Annotated in this window: 16 protein-coding genes; all 16 read left to right on the top strand. The window is 72.6% G+C overall.

The window, feature by feature from the left end:
• Positions 1-224: 224 nt before the first annotated feature.
• The 16 genes from OG937_05850 (at position 225) to OG937_05775 (ending at position 21,455) form a co-directional block, all read left to right on the top strand.
• Positions 225-1,406, top strand: coding sequence for an ROK family transcriptional regulator (locus OG937_05850; GenBank protein WUD78640.1), 1,182 nt, complete (start codon positions 225-227; stop codon positions 1,404-1,406).
• A gap of 294 nt (positions 1,407-1,700) precedes the next feature.
• Positions 1,701-2,882, top strand: coding sequence for an ROK family transcriptional regulator (locus OG937_05845; protein ID WUD71245.1), 1,182 nt, complete (start codon positions 1,701-1,703; stop codon positions 2,880-2,882).
• A 100-nt stretch (positions 2,883-2,982) separates the two neighbouring features.
• Positions 2,983-4,524 carry a sugar ABC transporter ATP-binding protein gene (locus tag OG937_05840; GenBank protein WUD71244.1) on the top strand — a complete coding sequence of 514 codons (1,542 nt, stop codon included), beginning with the start codon at positions 2,983-2,985 and terminating at the stop codon, positions 4,522-4,524.
• The gene (locus OG937_05835; GenBank protein WUD71243.1) at positions 4,524-5,561 is read left to right on the top strand and encodes an ABC transporter permease; all 1,038 of its coding nucleotides are present in this window, start codon (positions 4,524-4,526) and stop codon (positions 5,559-5,561) included. The genes OG937_05840 and OG937_05835 overlap by 1 nt, the downstream gene beginning before the upstream one ends.
• Positions 5,562-5,637: 76 nt before the next feature.
• Entirely contained in the window at positions 5,638-6,684 is a 1,047-nt protein-coding gene (locus OG937_05830) for a substrate-binding domain-containing protein (protein WUD71242.1), read from the top strand.
• A gap of 58 nt (positions 6,685-6,742) precedes the next feature.
• Positions 6,743-7,948 (top strand): Gfo/Idh/MocA family oxidoreductase, encoded by a 1,206-nt coding sequence (locus OG937_05825; protein WUD78639.1) that lies wholly within the window; start codon positions 6,743-6,745, stop codon positions 7,946-7,948.
• A gap of 28 nt (positions 7,949-7,976) precedes the next feature.
• Complete coding sequence (locus OG937_05820) at positions 7,977-8,981, top strand: sugar phosphate isomerase/epimerase (protein WUD71241.1); 1,005 nt, start codon at positions 7,977-7,979, stop codon at positions 8,979-8,981.
• 294 nt (positions 8,982-9,275) lie between these two features.
• Complete coding sequence (locus tag OG937_05815) at positions 9,276-12,995, top strand: ThuA domain-containing protein (protein ID WUD71240.1); 3,720 nt, start codon at positions 9,276-9,278, stop codon at positions 12,993-12,995.
• 93 nt (positions 12,996-13,088) lie between these two features.
• Positions 13,089-14,243: an inositol-3-phosphate synthase gene (locus OG937_05810; protein WUD71239.1), complete on the top strand. Its 1,155-nt coding sequence runs from the start codon at positions 13,089-13,091 to the stop codon at positions 14,241-14,243.
• Complete coding sequence (locus OG937_05805) at positions 14,240-15,457, top strand: UbiA family prenyltransferase (GenBank protein ID WUD71238.1); 1,218 nt, start codon at positions 14,240-14,242, stop codon at positions 15,455-15,457. The genes OG937_05810 and OG937_05805 overlap by 4 nt, the downstream gene beginning before the upstream one ends.
• Positions 15,454-16,311, top strand: coding sequence for a sugar phosphate isomerase/epimerase (locus OG937_05800; protein WUD71237.1), 858 nt, complete (start codon positions 15,454-15,456; stop codon positions 16,309-16,311). Before OG937_05805 ends, OG937_05800 begins: the two co-directional genes overlap by 4 nt.
• On the top strand, positions 16,308-16,943 hold the full coding sequence (locus OG937_05795) for an EboA domain-containing protein (GenBank protein ID WUD71236.1): 636 nt from the start codon (positions 16,308-16,310) through the stop codon (positions 16,941-16,943). The genes OG937_05800 and OG937_05795 overlap by 4 nt, the downstream gene beginning before the upstream one ends.
• Positions 16,943-17,791, top strand: coding sequence for a TatD family hydrolase (locus OG937_05790; GenBank protein ID WUD71235.1), 849 nt, complete (start codon positions 16,943-16,945; stop codon positions 17,789-17,791). Before OG937_05795 ends, OG937_05790 begins: the two co-directional genes overlap by 1 nt.
• Positions 17,792-17,804: 13 nt before the next feature.
• Positions 17,805-18,974, top strand: a complete 1,170-nt coding sequence (gene eboE, locus OG937_05785) for a metabolite traffic protein EboE (GenBank protein ID WUD71234.1) — start codon at positions 17,805-17,807, stop codon at positions 18,972-18,974.
• Positions 18,971-20,359 carry an alkaline phosphatase family protein gene (locus OG937_05780; GenBank protein ID WUD71233.1) on the top strand — a complete coding sequence of 463 codons (1,389 nt, stop codon included), beginning with the start codon at positions 18,971-18,973 and terminating at the stop codon, positions 20,357-20,359. The genes eboE and OG937_05780 overlap by 4 nt, the downstream gene beginning before the upstream one ends.
• A gap of 34 nt (positions 20,360-20,393) precedes the next feature.
• A complete protein-coding gene (locus OG937_05775) occupies positions 20,394-21,455 on the top strand; it encodes a sugar phosphate isomerase/epimerase (protein WUD71232.1) in 1,062 nt (353 codons plus the stop codon).
• Positions 21,456-21,486 lie beyond the last annotated feature (31 nt).

Genomic DNA, 21,486 nt, shown 5'->3' with positions numbered 1-21,486 from the left:
GCAGCCGCGCCGCGTGCTGTCGCCCCGCACCCTGCCGGACGCGGCGGGCGCCCGCAAACAGCCCCCCCCGGTGCGCCCGGAGAAGCGGCCTCCGGGTGCCTTTCGGCGGTTTCTTCCCGGCCGCCCACCCCGGTGGTACGGTCCGGTCCAGTCGTGGCCCCGTCCGGAGGGTGACGAGACGCACCCGAGGATGACCGGCGAGGGAGAGGCGCGACGTGAGACGGATGACGGCCCGTCCGGCGAACGGGCACCAGGCGCGAGTACTGCGCCTGTTGCGCGACGCGGGCCCGCAGTCGCGGGCCGTACTCGGCGACCAGGTGGAACTCTCCCGGTCCAAGCTGGCGGTCGAGGTCGACCGCCTCCTGGAGACGGGCCTCGTGGTCCCCGACGGCCTCGCCGCCTCCCGCGGCGGACGGCCCTCCCACAACGTGCGCCTCGCGCCCTCGCTGCGCTTCCTGGGCGTGGACATCGGCGCCACCTCGGTCGACGTCGCCGTCACCAACGCCGAGCTGGAGGTGCTCGGCCACCGTGCCGCGCGGTTCGACGTGCGCGAGGGGCCGGTCGCCGTGTTCGAGCAGGTGCTGGCGATGGCGGCCGAGCTGCGCGCCACCGGCGCCGCGGAGAGCTTCGACGGGGCGGGGATCGGGGTGCCCGGGCCGGTGCGGTTCCCCGACGGCGTGCCGGTCGCCCCGCCGATCATGCCCGGCTGGGACGGGTTCCCCGTCCGTGAGGCCATGAGCCAGGAACTCGGCTGTCCCGTCCTGGTCGACAACGACGTGAACCTCATGGCGCTGGGGGAGCAGCACGCCGGGGTCGCCCGCTCCGTGCGGGACTTCCTCTTCGTCAAGATCGGGACCGGCATCGGCTGCGGCATCGTCGTGGGCGGGCAGGTCTACCGCGGGGTCACCGGCAGCGCCGGGGACATCGGTCACATCCAGGTGGTGCCGGGCGGCATCTCGTGCGCCTGCGGCAACCACGGCTGTCTCGAGGCCTACTTCGGCGGGAGTGCCCTGGCCCGGGACGCGGCCGCCACGGCGGCCGCCGGGGAATCCGCGGCGCTCGCCGGCCGGCTGGCCGCTGCGGGGAAGCTCACCTCCGCCGACGTGGCGGCCGCCGCGGCGGGCGGGGACGGTGCGGCGCTCGACCTCATCCGGCAGGGCGGCAACCGCACGGGCCAGGTCATCGCCGGCCTGGTGAGCTTCTTCAACCCCGGACTCGTCGTGATCGGCGGCGGTCTCACCGGTCTGGGGCACACCCTCCTGGCGAGCATCCGCAGCCAGGTGTACGGCCAGTCGCTGCCGCTGGCCACCGGCAACCTGCCGATCGTCCTCAGTGAACTCGGCCCGACCGCGGGCGTGGTCGGGGCCACCCGCCTGATCAGCGACCACGTCTTCTCGCCGGTGTGACCCACGGCTGGCACCGCCCGCCGTGGCGGACCCGCCCCTCCCCCCGGTTCGCCACGTCGCCTCCATGCGTGCCGTTCCGGGCGCGCCCACGCCCCCTGCCCCGCAGGTGAGTTGACCTCTTCCGGACTTTGTCCTGGAACCGGAAAAAGACCTTGCTGATTCCTGCGCAACTTCTTCCCCCGCTGGGCAGGCGCTGCTACTTTCCCATCGAAAGCCTGACGGAGCGGGACCGGCCGACGCCGGTCCGGTATCCCCATGCCGACGGCCGGGGGAGGTGAGGGGCACATGAGACGCATGACAGCTCGACCCGCCAACGCGCATCAGGCGCGGCTCCTGCGGCTGCTCCGTGACGGCGGTCCCAACTCCCGTGCCCAGATGGGGGACCAGATCGACCTGTCCCGTTCCAAGCTCGCCGTCGAGGTCGACCGGCTGCTGGAGACGGGTCTGGTCGTCGCGGACGGCCTGGCCGCATCGCGCGGCGGGCGGCGTTCGCACAACATCAGGCTCGCCCCGGGCCTGCGCTTCCTCGGCGTCGACATCGGCGCCACCTCGGTCGACGTCGCCGTCACCAACGCCGAGCTGGAGGTGCTCGGCCACCTCAACCACCCGATGGACGTCCGTGAGGGACCGGTCGCCGTATTCGAGCGGATCCTCGAAATGGCCGCCAAACTCAAGGCCGCCGGCCTCGCCGAGGGCTTCGACGGCGCGGGCATCGGGGTACCGGGACCGGTGCGGTTCCCCGAGGGCGTCCCCGTCGCGCCGCCGATCATGCCCGGCTGGGACGGCTTCCCGGTCCGCGAGGCACTCAGCCAGGAACTGGGCTGCCCCGTCATGGTCGACAACGACGTGAACCTGATGGCGATGGGGGAGCAGCACGCCGGGGTCGCCCGCTCCGTCGGTGACTTCCTCTGCGTCAAGATCGGCACCGGCATCGGCTGCGGCATCGTCGTCGGCGGAGAGGTGCACCGCGGTGTGACGGGCAGCGCCGGCGACATCGGCCACATCCGGGTCGAGGCCGACGGACGCGCCTGCGCCTGCGGCAACAAGGGCTGCCTGGAAGCCCACTTCAGCGGCGCCGCGCTCGTCCAGGACGCCCTGGAGGCGGCCAGGTCAGGCCGGTCCGCCGCCCTCGCTGCCCGGCTCGAGGCGGTCGGTCGGCTGTCCGCCGTCGACGTCGCCGCGGCGGCCGCGGTCGGTGACGCGGCGGCACTCGAACTCATCCGCGAGGGGGGCAACCGCGTCGGGCAGGTCATCGCCGGGCTCGTCAGCTTCTTCAACCCCGCACTGGTCGTGATCGGCGGCGGCGTCACCGGCCTCGGCCACACGCTGCTCGCCAGCATCCGCAGCCAGGTCTACCGCCAGTCGCTGCCCCTGGCGACCGGCAACCTCCCCATCGTCCTGGGTGAACTGGGCCCCACCGCCGGCGTGATCGGCGCGGCCCGGCTCATCAGCGACCACGTGTTCTCCCCGGCCTGATCCCCCCACCGGCCAAGGCTCCACCGACACCACGGCACCACCGGCTCCACTGCACGCTCCGCACGCGCACGTGTCACCCGCACCCGCCGAGGGGATCGTCATGGCACCACAACCACCGGCACCGCCGCCCCCGACAGCAGCGCCGCTGCTCACCATGTCCGGCATCACCAAGTCCTTCCCCGGCGTCCGCGCCCTGGACGGCGTCGACCTGGACGTCCAGGCCGGCGAGGTGCACTGCCTCCTCGGCCAGAACGGCGCGGGGAAGTCCACCCTCATCAAGGTGCTCGCCGGGGCCCACCAGCCCGACGGCGGGGAGATCACCTGGCGCGGGGAACCGGTGTCGCTGAAGTCGCCGATCGCCGCCATGAGGCTCGGCATCGCGACCATCTACCAGGAACTCGACCTGGTCGAGGGGCTGTCCGTGGCCGAGAACGTCTTCCTCGGCCACGAACCGACCACCGCCGGCTTCGTCGTGCGCGGACGCGACGCGCGCCGCGAGGCGGCCGTCCTGCTGCGCCGGCTCGGCCACCCCGAGGTCGACCCCGCCCGCCGCGTCGGTGACCTTTCGGCCGCACAGCAGCAGATCGTCTCGATGGCCCGGGCGCTCTCCCACGACGTGCGCCTCATCGTCATGGACGAGCCGTCCGCCGCGCTGGACCCCGAGGAGACCGACAACCTGCTGCGCATCGTCGGGCAGTTGACCGCCGACGGCGTCGCGGTCGTCTACATCTCCCACCGGCTGGAGGAGATCCGCCGCGTCGGTGACCGGGTCACCGTCCTGAAGGACGGCCGCGCCGTCGCCGGCGGACTCCCCGCCAAGTCCATGCCCACGCGCGACATCGTCGCCCTCATGACGGGCCGTGACGTCGAGTACGTCTTCCCGCCGCGTCCTGCGGGACCGCGCTCCGGCGACCCCGTCCTGCGGGTCGAAGGGCTCGCCCGCGACGGCGAGTTCGCCGCCGTGGACCTGGAAGTGCGCCCGGGGGAGATCGTCGGGCTCGCCGGACTCGTGGGCTCCGGACGGTCGGAGATCCTCGAGACGCTCTACGGCGCCAGGAAGCCCACCGCCGGCCGGGTGACCGTCGACGGCCGGCCCCTCAAACCCGGCAGCGTCCGCTCCGCCGTCCGCGCCGGTCTGGGACTGGCGCCGGAGGAGCGCAAGGCGCAGGCACTGCTGATGCTGGAGTCCGTCACGCGCAACGTGTCGGTGTCCACGCTCGCCCGCTTCTCCCGGGCCGGCTGGCTCGACCGCAGGGAGGAACGACGGGCCGCCCGGGAGTCCACCCGGTCGCTGTCGCTGCGGCCCGACAACCCCGACGCACGGGTGCGCACCCTGTCCGGCGGCAACCAGCAGAAGGCCGTCCTGGCCCGCTGGCTGCTGCGCGGCTGCCGCGTCCTGCTGCTGGACGAGCCGACCCGCGGCGTCGACGTGGGCGCCCGCGCCGAGCTGTACGCGGTGATCCGCCGGCTCGCCGACGACGGGCTCGCCGTACTCCTCGTCTCCAGCGAGGTCCCCGAAGTCCTGGGGCTCGCGGACCGGGTGCTGGTGCTCCGTGAGGGACGCGTCGTGCACACGGCGCCCGCGACGGAGCTGGACGAACACCGCGTACTCGACCTCGTCATGGAAGGGAGCCCGAGCTGATGACACAGCCCGCTTCCCAGGCCCCGCAGGCACCGACGCCGCCCGCGGACGCGTCCCCCGTCACGAAGGGCGGCGGCCGGCGTCCGGCGCTGGGGCTCCACGCCGACGTCCGCAACCTGTCCCTGCTCGGCGTCCTCGCCGCCCTCGTCCTCGTCGGGGGCATCACGCAGCCCGACGCCTTCCTGGACGTCTCCAACCTCCAACTGGTGCTCACCCAGGCGTCCGTCATCGGTGTCGTCACCGTCGGCATGACCTTCGTGATCACCAGCGGCGGCATCGACCTGTCCGTCGGCGCGATCGTCGCGCTCTCCTCCGTATGGGCGACGACCCTCGCCACCCAGGAATACGGCTTCGCGGGCATCCTCTTCACCGCGGTCGTCGTCGGCGTCGGCTGCGGGCTGGTCAACGGGGTGCTCATCGCCTACGGCGGCATGGTGCCGTTCATCGCGACCCTCGCCATGCTCGCCTCGGCACGCGGGCTCGCCCTGTACCTCACCGACGGCAAGACGCAGATCGTCACCGTGAACTCGGTGCTCGACCTCGGCCTTCCCGCCAGCTACGTCCTCGGCATCCCGCCGCTGGTGCTGGTCTTCGCCGGGGTCACCGTCATCGGCTGGCTGGTGCTGAACCGGACGACGTTCGGGCGCCGGACCGTGGCCGTCGGCGGCAACGCGGAGGCGGCCCGCCTCGCCGGCATCGACGTCCGCCGGCAGCGGCTCTACCTCTACCTGCTGTCCGGGCTGTGCTGCGGCATCGCGGCCTTCATGCTGATCATCCTGTCCGGCTCGGGCCAGAACACCAACGGCAACCTCTACGAGCTCGACGCCATCGCCGCGGCGATCATCGGCGGCACGCTGCTCAGCGGCGGCCGCGGCACGATCGTCGGCTCCGTCCTGGGCGTCCTGGTGTTCATCACCATCCAGAACATCTTCGCCCTCAACAACCTGGAGAGCGCCGTCCAGCAGATCGCCAAGGGAGCGATCATCGTGGCCGCCGTCCTGGTCCAGCGCAGCACCGTGCGCAACGGCGACGGCTGACACAGCCCGTCGCCCCCGCTCCACCCGACAACCCGCACGCGCCCCGCACCGCCCTATCCCGGAGGGTTTCACCGCCATGCCACGAATCCCGGTCACCAGCCGCAGAGGACTGCTCTTCGGCGCCGCCGCCGTCTCCGCCGGAGCGGCCCTCACCGCCTGCACCAGCAACGAGCCGAAGAAGGCCGGCACGGCCGCCACCACGGCGGCCGCCGCCGACGACAAGCCCGGCACGCCGGTCACGATCGGCTTCGCCGGCCCGCAGGCCGACCACGGCTGGCTCAACGCCATCAACCAGAACGCCAAGGACCGCGCCGCGAAGTACTCCGAGGTGACGCTGGAGATCACCGAGGGCTCCAACGACACCGCCGCCCAGATCGGGCAGATCCAGACGCTGATCAACAAGAAGGTCGACGTCCTGGTCATCCTGCCGGCCGACGGCAAGGCCCTCACCCAGGTGGGCCTGCAGGCCATGAAGGCCGGCATCCCGGTGATCAACCTGGACCGGGTCTTCGCCTCCCCGCAGGCGTACCGCTGCTGGATCGGCGGCGACAACTACGGCATGGGGCTCAACGCCGGCCGCTACATCGGCGAGCAGCTCAAGGACAAGCCGGACGCCAAGGTCGTCGAGCTCGCCGGCATCGACAACCTGGAGCTGACCCGGCAGCGTACCCAGGGCTTCGACGACGCCCTGAAGAACTACCCCAACATCAGGAAGGTGGCCCGGCAGGCCGCCGAGTTCACCGTCGAGACCGGCCAGGCCAAGATGGCCCAGCTGCTGCAGGCGCAGAAGCAGTTCGACGCGCTGTGGAACCACGACGACGACCAGGGTGTCGGTGCCCTGCGCGCGATCGCGCAGGCGGGCCGTGACGAGTTCTTCATGGTCGGCGGTGCCGGGTCCAAGTCGGCGATGGACGCCATCAAGGCCGACAACGGCGTGCTGAAGGCGACCGTCCTGTACCCGCCCACCATGGCCGCCTCCGCCATCGACCTGGCCCGTGCGCTCGGACAGAAGAAGGGCGTCGGCGGGTTGTCGGAGCTGGAGATCCCCGCGTCGATCACCCTGTACTCGGCCGTCGTCACCAAGGAGAACGTCGACGAGTACCTGCCGACGGGCTTCATCTAACAGATCCGCCCCGCCCGTCCGAACCGAGCAACCGACGAGGAGCAACGGCATGGCTGATATGGCCGGCAAGGAAGACAGTGAGGCAGGGGCCGCTTCGCCGGCGCTCGGCATCGGCATGGTCGGCTACGCCTTCATGGGCGCCACCCACTCCCACGCGTGGCGCACCGTGGGCCGCGTGTTCGACCTGCCGATGAGGCCCGTCCTGGCCGCGATCGGCGGCCGGGACGAGGGGGCGGTGCGGGCCGCGGCCGCCCGGCACGGCTGGGCCGCCGCGGAGACGGACTGGCGGGCACTGGTGGACCGGGACGACGTCCAGCTGGTGGACGTGTGCACCCCCGGGGACAGCCACGCCGAGATCGCCGTCGCGGCGCTCGAGGCGGGCAAGCACGTCCTGTGCGAGAAGCCGCTGGCCAACTCGGTCGCCGAGGCAGAGGCCATGGCCGCGGCGGCCGAGCGGGCCGCCGCCCGCGGCCAGGTGGCCATGGTCGGCTTCAACTACCGGCGGGTGCCGGCGGTCGCCTACGCCCGCCGGCTCATCGCGGACGGGAGGGTGGGCACCATCCGCCACGTGCGGGTGACCTACCTCCAGGACTGGCTCGTCGACCCCGACTTCCCGCTGACCTGGCGGCTGAAGCGCGAGTACGCGGGCTCCGGGGCGCTCGGTGACCTCGGCGCGCACGCCGTCGACCTCGCGCAGTACCTGGCGGGGGAGCCCCTGGTGGGCGTCTCGGCGCTCACCGAGACGTTCGTACGGGAGCGGCCCGAGCTGGCCGGCACGTCGTCGGGGCTGTCGGGCTCCGGGAGCACGCGGCGGGGGCCGGTCACCGTCGACGACGCGGCGCTGTTCACCGGGCGGCTGGCCTCGGGGGCGCTCGCCTCCTTCGAGGCCACCCGGATGGCCTCGGGGCGCAAGAACGCCCTGCGGCTGGAGATCAACGGCGAGCGCGGCTCACTCGCCTTCGACCTGGAGCGGCTGAACGAGCTGTCGTTCCACGACCACACCGAACCCGCCGACTCGGCCGGCTTCCGGCGGATCCTGGTGACCGAGCCGGGCCATCCGTACCTGGAGGCGTGGTGGCCGCCCGGCCACGCGCTCGGCTACGAGCACACCTTCACCCACCAGGCGCGCGACCTCGTCCTCGGGATCGCCGAAGGGGTCACCCCGGCACCGTCGTTCGCCGACGGCCTGCAGGTGCAGCGGGTCCTGGCGGCGGTGGAGGAGAGCGCCGAGAAGAACGCCGTCTACACCCCCGTCCCCGCCTGACCACGCCCGTATCGAGGAGGCCCTCGCCGTGCCACGACCCTTCACCCTCTTCACCGGCCAGTGGGCCGACCTGCCCCTGGAGGAGGTCTGCCGGCTCGCCCGCGACTTCGGTTACGACGGGCTCGAACTCGCCTGCTGGGGCGACCACTTCGAGGTCGACAAGGCCCTGGCCGACCCCGCCTACCTGGACGGGCGGCGGGCGCTGCTCGACAAGTACGGCCTGAAGTGCTGGGCGGTCTCCAACCACCTGGTCGGACAGGCCGTCTGCGACAACCCGATCGACGAGCGCCACAAAGGGATCCTGCCCGCCCGGATCTGGGGCGACGGTGAGCCGGAGGGCGTGCGGCAGCGGGCCGCGCGCGAGCTGGCCGACACCGCGCGCGCCGCGGCCGCCTTCGGGGTGCGCACCGTCATCGGCTTCACCGGCTCGTCGATCTGGCACCTGGTCGCCATGTTCCCGCCGGTCCCGGAGCGGATGATCGAGCGCGGCTTCGAGGACTTCGCCGAGCGGTGGAACCCGATCCTGGACGTCTACGACGCCGAGGGGGTCCGCTTCGCCCACGAGGTCCACCCGGCCGAGATCGCCTACGACTACTGGACCACGCACCGCGCGCTGGAGGCCGTCGGCCACCGGCCGGCCTTCGGGCTGAACTTCGACCCGAGCCACTTCGTGTGGCAGGACCTCGACCCCGTCGGGTTCCTGTGGGACTTCAAGGACCGCATCTACCACGTCGACTGCAAGGAGGCCCGCAAGCGCCTCGACGGCCGCAACGGGCGCATGGGCTCCCACCTGCCGTGGGGCGACCCGCGGCGCGGCTGGGACTTCGTCTCGGCCGGGCACGGCGACGTGCCGTGGGAGGACGTGTTCCGGATGCTCCGGTCGATCGGATACGACGGCCCGATCTCCGTCGAGTGGGAGGACGCCGGGATGGACCGCCTCGCGGGCGCCCCGGAAGCGCTTTCCCTCCTGAAGCGGTACGACTTCGACCCGCCTGCGGCGTCCTTCGACGCCGCGTTCGGAGGCAACGACTAGGCGTCACCGCAGGTCACAGCGCACATCCCGCAGCCCGGCGGCCACCGCCGCCGGGCCCGTCGGGCTGCCCGGGCCCAGCTTTGTCCTGACGCTGGAGAAAGTTCAACTTATTCACCGCGCAAGGCCTTTCGGTCCCGGACGAACCCGGCTACCGTCCCTGAGGTGTACAGGACACAGGCCGGAAACACGAGGCCGGTCCTGAGCGGCACCCGACCAGCGTGACGGCGCACGCCGGTCCCCGGATCTTCCGCACGGCAGCTGCATCCGCCCGTACGACCTTCCCGGAGGACACACGTGCACAGAAAACGGCCCGGAGCATCCAGAACCCGATTCCGGCAGGGACTCGCGCTCCTCACCGGCGGCCTCCTCGCCGCCACGTCCCTCGTCATCTCCGCCCCCTTAGGTGCCTCGGCCCGGCCCCTCGATACGGAGCCCGCGGCCGCGGCGGCGGAGGAGTTCCAGCAGGTCACCCTCGCTAAGGGGGAGCCCGAGACGGGCGAGCCCATGTCCCTCGCGGTCCTGCCCGACCGCAGCGTGCTGCACACCTCGCGCGACGGCGAGCTGCGCAGGACCGACGCCGCCGGCACCACCACCGTGATCGGCACGGTCCCCGTCTACACGCACGACGAGGAGGGCCTCCAGGGCGTCGGCATCGACCCGGACTTCAGCGAGAACCGGGCGATCTTCCTCTACTACGCTCCCCCGCTCGACACCCCCGCAGGCGACGCCCCCGACCAGGGGACGGCCGAGGACTTCGCCAAGTTCGACGGCGTCAACCGGCTCTCGCGCTTCACGCTGAACGCCGACTGGACCCTCGACAACGCCAGCGAGAAGAAGGTCCTCGACGTCGCCACGACCCGCGGCATCTGCTGCCACGTCGGCGGTGACATCGACTTCGACGCCCAGGGCAACCTGTACCTGTCGACCGGCGACGACTCCAACCCCTTCGCCTCCGACGGCTACGCGCCCATCGACGACCGCCCGGGCCGCAACCCCGCCTACGACGCCCGCCGCACCTCCGGCAACACCAACGACCTGCGCGGCAAGCTGCTGCGGATCAAGGTCGCCGGCGACGGTTCGTACACGATCCCCGAGGGCAACCTCTTCGCCCCGGGCACGGACAGGACCCGGCCCGAGATCTACGCCATGGGCTTCCGCAACCCGTTCCGCTTCAGCGTCGACAAGAAGACCGGCATCGCCTACGTCGGCGACTACGGACCCGACGCCGGCGCGGCCGACCCCAAGCGCGGCCCCGGCGGCCAGGTCGAGTTCGCCCGTGTGACGAAGGCCGGCAACTTCGGCTGGCCCTTCTGCACTGGCGACAACGACCCTTATGTCGACTACGACTTCGCGACCGGGCAGTCCGGCGCGACCTTCGACTGCGCCGCGCCGAAGAACGAGTCGCCGTACAACACGGGCCTGACCGACCTGCCGCCCGCGCAGGCCGCGTGGATCCCCTACGACGGCGGTTCCGTGCCCGAGTTCGGCTCCGGCTCCGAGTCCCCGATGGGCGGCCCGGTCTACCGGTACGACCCCGAACTGGACTCGCCAGTGAAGTTCCCCGAGGCCTACGACGGCGACTTCTTCGCCGGCGAGTTCGGGCGCCGCTGGATCAAGCGCATCGACCAGGGCGAGGACGGCACGGTCCAGTCCATCAACGACGTGCCCTGGACCGGCACGCAGATCATGGACATGGCCTTCGGCCCGGACGGCGCGCTGTACGTCCTCGACTACGGCACGGCCTGGTTCGGCGGTGACGAGCACTCAGCCCTCTACCGGATCGAGAACGCCACCGACGGCCGCTCCCCGAGCGCCGAGGCGTCCGCGAACAAGACCTCGGGCACCGCACCGCTTAAGGTCACCTTCTCCTCGGCCGGCACCACCGACCCCGACGGCGACACGCTCGCCTACAGCTGGGACTTCGGGGACGGCGGCACCTCCACCGCGGCCGACCCCGCGCACACCTACCGCACGAACGGCACCTACACCGCGACCCTCAACGTGAAGGACCCGACCGGCCGCACCGCGTCCGCGAGCGTCCAGGTCGTCGTCGGCAACACCGCGCCCAAGGTGACCCTGGACCTGCCCGCCGAGGGAGCCCTGTTCAGCTTCGGCGACGACATCCCGTTCAAGGTGACCGTCACCGACCCCGAGGACGGGACCGTCGACTGCTCCAAGGTCAAGGTCACCTACATCCTCGGCCACGACAGCCACGGCCACCCCGTGACCTCGGTCAACGGCTGCTCCGGCACGATCAAGACCTCCGCCGACGGCGGCCACGACCCCAACGCCAACATCTTCGGCGTCATCGACGCCGAATACACCGACGGCGGGGGCGGCGGCCAGGAGCCGCTCGCCGGCCACGACCAGGCGCAGCTGCAGCCGCGCCACCGGCAGGCCGAGCACTTCACGGGCTCGTCCGGGGTCGACCTGTTCGACAAGGCCGAGGCCCACGGCGGCCGCACCGTCGGCAACATCGACGACAGCGACTGGATCTCCTTCAAGCCCTACAACCTCACCGGCTCCGTCCGGCTGACCGCCCGCGTCTCCTCCGGCGGCTCCGGCGGCTTCCTCGAGGTGCGCACCGGCTCGGCGACCGGCCCGATCCTGGGCTCCGCCCCCGTCCCGGTGACCGGCAGCTGGGAGACCTTCCAGGAGATCGACGTACCGCTGCGCGCCGTGCCGAAGAAGACCACCGAGCTGTTCCTGGTCTTCAAGGGCGGCTCCGGGGCGCTCTACGACCTCGACGACTTCGAGCTCTCCAACGTGCCGGCCGACCGCGCCGCCAAGCGCGTCCTGGTTTTCTCCAGGACCGCAGGGTTCCGCCACGACTCCATCCCCACCGGCGTCGCCGCGCTGAAGGAGCTCGGTGCCACCGCCAACATCACCGTCGACGCCACCGAGGAGCCGCGTCAGTTCACCAGCAACAACCTGGCGCGCTACGACGCGGTGGTGTTCCTGTCGACCACCGGTGACGTCCTCAACGCCGATCAGCAGCAGGCGTTCGAGAACTACGTCAAGGGCGGGGGCGCCTACATGGGCGTCCACGCCGCCGCCGACACCGAGTACGACTGGCCCTTCTACGGCGGCCTCGTCGGCGCCTACTTCCAGGGGCACCCGCAGATCCAGAAGGCCACCGTCCGTGCCGAGGACCACACGCACCCCGCCACCGCGCACCTCGACGAGGCCGGCTGGGAGCGCACCGACGAGTGGTACAACTACCGCACCAACCCGCGCGGCCAGGCCCGCGTCCTCGCCACCCTGGACGAGACCACCTACCAGGGCGGCACGATGAAGGGCGACCACCCGATCGCGTGGTGCCAGACCTACCAGTCCGGCCGCTCTTTCTACACCGGTCTCGGGCACACCAAGGAGTCCTACGCCGAGCCGGCCTTCCGCCAGCACCTCCTGGGCGGACTGCGCTACGCCGTCGGACAGGTCAAGGCCGACTGCAAGCCGCAGACGGGCTACCGCGACCTGTTCAACGGGCACACCTCGGAGGGCTGGAAGCAGGCGGGCCCCGGCAAGTTCAACGTCGTCGACGGTGAACTGCGCACCGAGGGCGGCATGGGCCTGCTGTGGTACCAGGCCAAGCAGTACGGCGCGTACTCCCTGAAGCTCGACTGGAAGATGGACGGCGACGACAACTCCGGTGTCTTCGTGGGCTTCCCGGCCTCCGACGACCCCTGGTCCGCGGTCGACAAGGGCTACGAGATCCAGATCGACGCATCCGACGCCCCCGACCGCACCACCGGCTCCGTCTACAGCTTCAAGTCGGCCAACCTCAAGGCCCGCGACCAGGTGCTGCGTCCCCCGGGCCAGTGGAACAGCTACGAGATCAAGGTCCAGGGTGAACGGCTCCAGGTCTTCCTCAACGGAGTCAAGATCAACGACTTCACCAACACCGACCCCGCCCGCAGCCTGAAGGACGGCTACATCGGCCTGCAGAACCACGGGGCCGACGACCAGGTGTCCTTCCGGAACGTACAGATCAAGGAACTTCCCTCCTCGTAGGGCAGTCCCTGCCGGCACCCACGAGCCGGCGGCGGGCGGGGAGACGCCGTGCCCCCGCCCGCCGCCCCCACCACTCGCACCAGGGAGGCAGCCGTGACGAACCCCCCGGCACCGGCACCGGCATCGGACCACCAGTCACCCGCGCGCACCGGAGTGTGGCTCATCGGAGCCCGCGGCTCCGTCGCCACCACCGCCGTCGCGGGATGCGCGGCGATCACCGCCGGGCTCCACCCCGCGACGGGCATGGTGAGCGAGACCGCTCCCTTCGCCGCGGCCGGCCTCCCACCGCTTCCTTCCCTGGTCTTCGGCGGCCACGACACGGCCGCCTGCCCGCTGGGCAAGCGGGCCGAACAGCTCGCGGAGGGCGGCGTGCTGCCGTACGGCCTGCCGGCCGCGCTCCGCGCCGAACTCGCCGCCGCCGACGCCGAGATCCGCACCGGCGGCCCGCTCCCCGGCGACACCCGCGGTGACGAGGAGCTGATCGCGGCGTTCGCGGCGGACATCACCGCCTTCACCCACCGCCACGACCTGGCGCGGACCGTCGTCGTCAACGTCGCCTCCACCGAGCCCGTTCCCGAGCCCGGGAGCGACCGCCTTCCGGCGAGCTCCCTCTACGCGGCGGCGGCGATCGAGGCCGGATGCGCCTACGTGAACTTCACCCCCTCCACCGGGATACGGACCCGGGACCTCGCCGAGGCGGCCTCCGCCCGCGGCCTGCCTCACGCGGGACGGGACGGCAAGACGGGGCAGACCCTGCTCCGCTCCGTCCTCGCCCCGATGTTCGTGCAACGCGCCCTGTCGGTGCGGGCCTGGTCCGGCACCAACCTGCTCGGCGGCGGCGACGGGGCGGTCCTCGCCGACCCCGCGGCGGCCGCGGCGAAGAACGCCGGCAAGGAGCGCGTCCTCGCCGACGCCCTCGGTGCCGCCCCCGAGGGCGAGGTGCACATCGACGACGTCCCCGCCCTCGGCGACTGGAAGACGGCCTGGGACCACATCGCCTTCGACGGCTTCCTCGGCACCCGCATGGTCCTCCAGACCACCTGGCAGGGATGCGACTCCGCGCTGGCCGCCCCGCTCGTCCTCGACCTCGCCCGCTTCGCGGCCCGCGCCCAGGAGGCCGGTCTGAGCGGACCCCTCCCCGAGCTGGGCTTCTACTTCAAGGACCCCGACCCGGGCGCCCCCGCGGCGCTCTCCGAGCAGTACGGGGAGCTGCTGGCCCTCGCCGTGAGGCTGGGGGAGTCCCGGTGAGGGCACCGGGAGCGGGGCGGCTGCGGACCCTGGCCTTCGTGGCGGCCCTCGGCGTCGTGACGGCGTTCGCCGCGCGCCGCCCACCGCGCGGCACGGTGCACGACACCGTCCCGCGGGCCGGGGCGGCGCGCGGCACCCACCGGCCCGGGGCGGAGGAGGGGGCCGCCCCGGGCGGGTGCGGCGACGTCCGGCCCGCCGGGCCCGGGAAGGCCGACGGCGCCGAGGCCGGACGGCCCGCACCGGCCGCACGGCTGTGGGACTGGGCCGAACTCCTGCGCGTCTCCGCCCTGTTCACCGTCCCGGGCGACGCCCTCGCGGGCGCCGCCGCGACCGGACGCGGTCCCCGTCGCGGCACGTTCCTCGCCATCGGCAGCTCGCTGTGCCTCTACCACGCGGGCATGGCGCTCAACGACTGGGCCGACCGCGACGAGGACGCCGTCGACCGCCCCCACCGCCCCCTCCCCTCGGGCCGGATCAGCCCGGCCGCCGCCCTGACGGCCGCCGGGGCGCTCACCGCGGCCGGCCTGGCGCTCGCGGCCCGCGCGGGACGCGCCCCACTCGCCCTCGCCACCACCCTCGCGGCGACGGTCTGGGCCTACGACCTGCGCCTGAAGCACACGGCGGCGGGACCGGCCGCCATGGCCACGGCACGCGCCCTCGACCTCGTGCTCGGCGCGACGGCCACCCGTCCCCGGGCGCTCGCCGCCGCGCTGCCCCACGCCGCCCTGCTCGGCGCGCACACCTACGCGGTCACCACCGTCTCCCGCAACGAGACGCGGGGCGGCTCCAGCGGGGCACCGCTCGCCGCGCTGGTCACGACCACGGCGATCGCCGCCGTCACGGCCGACGCCGCCCGGACGCTGCACCGGCTGCGCGCCTCGGCACGCCCGCCGTCGGCCACCGCCCGGCACGGGGCGGGCGGTGGCCGACGCGGGCGACCGGCCCCGAGGACGGAGCAACCACCGTCCCTGCCCCCCGTCATGACGGCACTGGCCTCCGCCGCCTACGCCGGCACCGCGCTCACCCCCTTCCTGCACGCGGCTCTCAACCCGTCACCACAGCTCACCCAGCGCGCGGTCGGCGGCGGGATCCGCGCCATGATCCCGTTGCAGGCCGCCCTGGCGGCCCGCTCCGGTTCGGGAGCGTCCGCGGCGGCCGTCCTCGCACTCGGCCCCGTCGCCCGCCGGGTCGCCAGGAAGGTGAGCCCCACATGAGCCTGCGCCTCGGCTACGGAACCAACGGCCTCACCGACCTCCGCCTCGACGACGCCCTCGCACTCCTCGCCGACCTGGGCTACGACGGCGTCGGACTCACCCTCGACCACATGCACCTCGACCCGCTGGCACCCGACCTCGCCGCCCGCACCCGCCGCCTCGCGGGACGGCTGACCGCCCTCGGCCTCGAGGTCACCGTCGAGACCGGCGCCCGCTACGTCCTCGACCCGCGGCGCAAGCACGGTCCCTCCCTCCTCGACCCGGACCCCGACGCCCGCGCCGCCCGTACCCGGCTGCTCATCCGCGCCCTCCAGGTCGCCGCCGACCTCGGGGCCCATGCCGTGCACTGCTTCAGCGGGATCACGCCCGCCGGCACGTCGTCCGCCGCCGCCTGGCAGCGGCTCGAAGGCGCCCTCGCACCCGTCCTGGACGCGGCGTCCACCGCCGGGATCCCGCTCGCGGTCGAGCCCGAGCCCGGTCACCTCCTCGCGTGCCTCGACGACTTCCACCACCTGCGCGGCCTGCTCGGCGACCCCGAACCCCTCGGGCTCACCCTCGACATCGGCCACTGCCAGTGCCTGGAACCGGCGCCCCCCGCCGACTGCGTCAAGCAGGCCGCCCCCTGGCTCCGCCACGTCCAGATCGAGGACATGCGCCGCGGCGTCCACGAACACCTCCCCTTCGGCGACGGGGAGATCGACTTCCCGCCCGTCCTCCAGGCCCTGGCGGACACCGGCTACGAGGGCCTGACCGTCGTCGAACTTCCCCGCCACTCCCACGCCGGACCCGAACTCGCCCGCACCTCCCTCGACTTCCTGCGCTCCCACACCCCCACGAACGGAGCCACGGCATGACGACACCCACCCGCGAGGGCCTCCACGGCCGGCTCGGCGACGCCGCCGGTGCCTGGCTCGACACGGCCCTCGCCGAAGCCGGAGCCGCCCGCGACGGCGCCGCGGACGACGACACCCCCACCACACCCTCCTCCGTGCCCGCCTGGGAACAGCGCTTCGCCTCCGCGGGCCGCCACTGCGGCCAGGAGCACGCCGACGCCGCCCGCGTGCTGCTCCTACGGGAGGCCCGCGCCGACGCCGCCACCCTGACCCGCCTGTACCGGCAGGGCACCGCCGCGGAGCGCCGCGCCGTCCTCCTCGTGCTGCCGCACCTCGCGCCGGCCCCCGCCGACGGGGTGCCCCTCGTCGAGGACGCCCTGCGCACCAACGACACGCGGCTCGTCGCCGCCGCCGTCGGCCCCTACGCCGCGGAGCACCTCGACCCGCACACCTGGCGCCACGCCCTCCTCAAGTGCCTGTTCACCGGGGTGCCGGTGGACGCGGCCGCCCGGCTCGAGCACCGGGCACGCGGCGACGCGGAACTGGCCCGCATGCTCGGCGACTACGCGGCCGAACGCACCGCCGCGGGCCGGCCCGTCCCCGCGGACCTCCACCGTGTCCTCGCCCTGACGTCCCGGACGGAGGAGTCCTGATGCGCATCTTCGACCCCCACATCCACATGACCTCCCGCACCACGGACGACTACGAGGCCATGTACGCCGCCGGTGTCCGCGCCCTGGTCGAACCCTCCTTCTGGCTCGGTCAGCCCCGCACCTGCCCCGAGTCCTTCTTCGACTACTTCGACTCCCTCCTGGGGTGGGAACCCTTCCGCGCCGCGCAGTACGGCATCGCCCACCACTGCACCGTCGCCCTGAACCCCAAGGAGGCGAACGACCCGCGCTGCCTCCCCGTCCTCGACGCGCTGCCCCGCTTCCTCGTCAAGGACAACGTCGTCGCCGTCGGCGAGATCGGGTACGACTCGATGACCCCCGCCGAGGACACCGCCCTCGCCACCCAGCTCCAGCTCGCCGCCGACCACGGACTGCCCGCCCTCGTCCACACCCCGCACCGCGACAAGCTCACCGGGATGCGCCGCACCATCGACGTCGTCCGCGAGTCCGCGCTCGACCCCGAGCACGTCCTGCTCGACCACCTGAACGAGACCACGGTGAAGGAGGCCGCCGACAGCGGCTGCTGGCTGGGCTTCTCCATCTACCCCGACACCAAGATGGACGAGGACCGCATGGTCGCCGTGCTGAAGGCCTACGGCACCGAGAAGACACTGGTCAACTCCGCGGCCGACTGGGGGAAGAGCGACCCCCTCAAGACCCGCAGGACCGCGGACGCGATGCTCGCCGCCGGCTTCACCGACGACGACGTCGACCAGGTCCTGTGGCGCAACCCCGTCGCCTTCTACGGCCGCAGCGGCAAGCTGCAGCTCGACGTCCCCGCCCCCGCGGACCTGCACGAGGGCAACTCCATCCTCCGCGGCGGGGAATGAGGAGGCGGTACCCATGCGCTTCCGGCACCCCGACGGCTCCGTCGTCCACCTGGCCTACTGCACCAACGTCCATCCCGCGGAGACGCTCGACGGAGTCCTCTCGCAGCTCCGCGACCACTGCGAACCCGTCCGCAAACGGCTGGGCCGGGACCGCCTCGGCATCGGTCTGTGGCTCGCCAAGGACGCCGCGCGCGCCCTCCACACCGATCCGGCGGCCCTGCGCGGGCTGCGCACCGCACTCGACCGCCGCGGCCTCGAGGTCGTCACCCTCAACGGCTTCCCCTACCAGGGCTTCGGCGCCGCCGAGGTCAAGTACCGGGTCTACCGGCCGGACTGGACCGAGCCCGAGCGGCTCGCCTACACCAGCGGCCTCGCCGACCTCCTCGCCGCCCTGCTCCCCGCCGACGTCACCGAAGGATCGATCTCCACCCTCCCGCTCGCCTGGCGCACCCTCTGGGACGACCGCGCCGCACGGAGCGCCAGGACCGCCCTCACCACCCTCGCCGGACGGCTCGACGCGCTGGCCGAACTCACCGGCAAGTCCATCAGGATCGCCCTGGAACCCGAACCGGGTTGCATCGTCGAGACCACCGCGGACGCGATAGAGCCCCTCACGGCGATCGCCCACCCCCGCATCGGCGTGTGCGTCGACACCTGCCATCTCGCCACCTCCTTCGAAGAGCCCGCCGCCGCGCTGGACGCGCTGACCGCGGCGGGCATCACCATCCCCAAGGTCCAACTCTCCGCCGCCCTGCACGCCGAACACCCGCACCTGCAGGACGTACGCGACGCGCTCGCCGCCTTCTCCGAACCCCGTTTCCTCCACCAGACGCGCGCCCGCACCGCCGGCGGCCTGCACGGCACCGACGACCTCCACCAGGCGCTCACCGAGGGGCCGCTCCCCACCGGCGCACCCTGGCGCGCCCACTTCCACGTGCCGCTGCACGCACCGCCGGCGCCTCCGCTCACCTCCACCGTCCCCGTCCTGAAGGACGCCCTCGCCCGCCTCGTCGGCGGCCCGTCCCCGCTGACCCACCACCTCGAGGTCGAGACCTACACCTGGCAGGCCCTCCCCGCCGAGCTGCGCCCACGCACCCGCGCCCAGCTCGCCGACGGCATCGCCGCGGAACTCGGTCTGGCCCGCGACCTCCTCCACGACCTCGGCCTGAAGGAACTCCCATGACCGACACCGCCGGGCCGGCCCCCCTCCTCGTCCTCGACGTCGTCGGCCTCACCCCCCGGCTCCTGGATCACATGCCGCATCTGAAGCGGCTCGCCGACAGCGGCTCACAGGCCCCGCTCGGCACCGTCCTGCCCGCCGTGACCTGCGCCGCCCAGTCCACCTTCCTCACCGGTGCGCCGCCCGCCGGGCACGGCATCGTCGGCAACGGCTGGTACTTCCGCGAACTCGGCGACGTCCTGCTGTGGCGCCAGCACAACGGTCTCGTCGCGGGCGACAAGCTGTGGGACGCCGCCCGCCGTGCCCACCCGGGCTACACCGTGGCCAACATCTGCTGGTGGTACGCCATGGGCGCCGACACCGATGTCACGGTCACCCCACGCCCCGTCTACTACGCGGACGGCCGCAAGGAGCCCGACTGCTACACCCGGCCCCCCGAGCTCCACGACGAGCTCACCGACGCCTTCGGAACCTTCCCCCTCTTCCACTTCTGGGGCCCCGGCGCCGACATCGTTTCCAGCCGCTGGATCATCGACGCCACCCGGCACATCCTGCGCACCCGCACACCCGACCTCGCCCTCTGCTACCTCCCGCACCTCGACTACGACCTGCAGCGGTTCGGCCCGGACGACCCCCGCTCCCGCCGTGCGGCCACCGAGCTGGACGAGGCCCTGGCCCCGCTCCTCGACGACGCACGCCAGGAGGGCCGCACGGTGGTGGCGCTCTCCGAGTACGCCATCACGCCGGTCAGCCGGCCCGTCGACATCAACCGCGAGCTGCGGCGCGCCGGGCTGCTGGAGGTCCACACCCAGGACGGGATGGAGTACCTCGACGCGATGGCCTCCCGCGCGTTCGCGGTCGCCGACCATCAGATCGCCCACGTGTACGTGCGCCGTCCCGAGGACCTCGAAGCCACCCGCAAGGTCCTCGCCGCCCTGCCGGGCGTCGCCGAACTCCTCGACGACGAGGGCAAGAAGCGCCACGGTCTGGACCATCCGCGCTCCGGCGAGCTCGTCGCCGTGGCGGACCCGGACGCCTGGTTCACGTACTACTACTGGCTCGACGACGACAGGGCACCCGACTTCGCCCGGCTCGTCGAGATCCACCGCAAACCCGGCTACGACCCCGTCGAGCTGTTCATGGACCCCGCGGACCCCTACGTCCGCGTCAAGGCTGCCACCGCACTGGCCCGCAAGAAGCTCGGCATGCGCTACCGCATGGCGGTCGTGCCGCTCGACCCCTCGCCTATTCGCGGCAGCCACGGCCGCCTCCCGACGAGCGACGAAGAAGGTCCGCTCATCCTCTGCTCCATCCCCCGTGCCGTCGACGGCCGCGTCGCGGCCACCGAAGTGAAGTCCCTGCTCCTGCGCCTGGCAGGACTCCACTGAACCACACATCACCGACGCCAAGGAGTTATCCACAATGACCAGCACGCGTCGTAACAGCACCCCCGACCCGGAGCTCAGCCGCAAGCTCAGCAGACGCGGCATGCTCGGCGTCGCCGCGGGGGCCACCGCCGCCGCGCTGCTCGGCGTGACCGCCCCCACGGCCGGCGCCCACGACAAGGCACACGACAAGGCACACGGCAAGGGCCACGGCCGCCCCGTCCTGCCTCCGGGCCGCCTCGGCATCCAGCTGTACTCGCTGCGCGACAAGGTCTCCACCCTCGGCTTCGCCCCCGTTTTCGCCGAACTCCAGAAGTACGGGTACGACGAGATCGAGTACGCCGGCTACACCCAGGGCTCCGCGGGCGCCATCACGCTCGCCCAGCTGCGCCGGCTCGCCCGTGACCACGGACTGCGCGCCATCGGCAGCCATGTCGGCTACTACAACGACGGCGACCCGGGCGCCTACACCTTCGCCCAGAACCTGACCAAGGTCCTCGACGACGCCGAGGCCCTCGGGTTGAAGCACATCGGCACCGCCTCCGGCCCCTGGCGGTACGGCAGCACCGTCGACGGCTGGAAGCGCTGCGCCGAGGAGTTCAACGCGTACGGCGCCGCCGCCAAGGCCCGCGGCATGAAGTTCTACCAGCACAACCACGCGGACGAGTTCTCCTTCGCGACCGACCGCCCGAACGTGCGGCTGTACGACGTCCTGCTCGCCGAGACCGACCCCGACCTGGTCTACCTGGAGATGGACATCTACTGGGCCTACGCCGGCCAGTTCCGCTTCTCCAAGCGGGCCGACGGCACCCCCGCCCCCTTCGACCCGCTGCGCTACGTCCTCAAGCAGCCCGACCGCTACCCGCTCTTCCACGTCAAGGACGGTGAGCGCGACGACACCGTCGGCGACGGCTACCGCATGGTCGACGTCGGCGACGGCGACATCGACTACCAGCGGTTCATCTCGGCGGTGACGCGCACGCACGGCGGCCGTCTCGACCACCACTGGCAGACGGAGCACGACACGCCGGCCGATTCCTTCAGCTTCGCCCGCAGGTCGAGCGCGTACCTGCACTCGCTGCGCGAGAAGGACTGCTGACGTCGCGTCGGTCCCGATCTGACGCTCCGTC

Origin of the sequence: Streptomyces sp. NBC_00510 (assembly GCA_036013505.1) — a bacterium.
Taxonomy (GTDB): Bacteria; Actinomycetota; Actinomycetes; order Streptomycetales; family Streptomycetaceae; genus Actinacidiphila.
This window is presented reverse-complemented; position numbering and strand designations above follow the sequence as displayed.

Coding starts and splice junctions, on each gene's coding strand:
- OG937_05850 (WUD78640.1), top strand. CDS start 225: ATGACGGCCCGTCCGGCGAACGGGCACCAGGCGCGAGTACTGCGCCTG.
- OG937_05845 (WUD71245.1), top strand. CDS start 1,701: ATGACAGCTCGACCCGCCAACGCGCATCAGGCGCGGCTCCTGCGGCTG.
- OG937_05840 (WUD71244.1), top strand. CDS start 2,983: ATGGCACCACAACCACCGGCACCGCCGCCCCCGACAGCAGCGCCGCTG.
- OG937_05835 (WUD71243.1), top strand. CDS start 4,524: ATGACACAGCCCGCTTCCCAGGCCCCGCAGGCACCGACGCCGCCCGCG.
- OG937_05830 (WUD71242.1), top strand. CDS start 5,638: ATGCCACGAATCCCGGTCACCAGCCGCAGAGGACTGCTCTTCGGCGCC.
- OG937_05825 (WUD78639.1), top strand. CDS start 6,743: ATGGCCGGCAAGGAAGACAGTGAGGCAGGGGCCGCTTCGCCGGCGCTC.
- OG937_05800 (WUD71237.1), top strand. CDS start 15,454: ATGAGCCTGCGCCTCGGCTACGGAACCAACGGCCTCACCGACCTCCGC.
- OG937_05795 (WUD71236.1), top strand. CDS start 16,308: ATGACGACACCCACCCGCGAGGGCCTCCACGGCCGGCTCGGCGACGCC.
- OG937_05790 (WUD71235.1), top strand. CDS start 16,943: ATGCGCATCTTCGACCCCCACATCCACATGACCTCCCGCACCACGGAC.
- eboE (WUD71234.1), top strand. CDS start 17,805: ATGCGCTTCCGGCACCCCGACGGCTCCGTCGTCCACCTGGCCTACTGC.
- OG937_05780 (WUD71233.1), top strand. CDS start 18,971: ATGACCGACACCGCCGGGCCGGCCCCCCTCCTCGTCCTCGACGTCGTC.
- OG937_05775 (WUD71232.1), top strand. CDS start 20,394: ATGACCAGCACGCGTCGTAACAGCACCCCCGACCCGGAGCTCAGCCGC.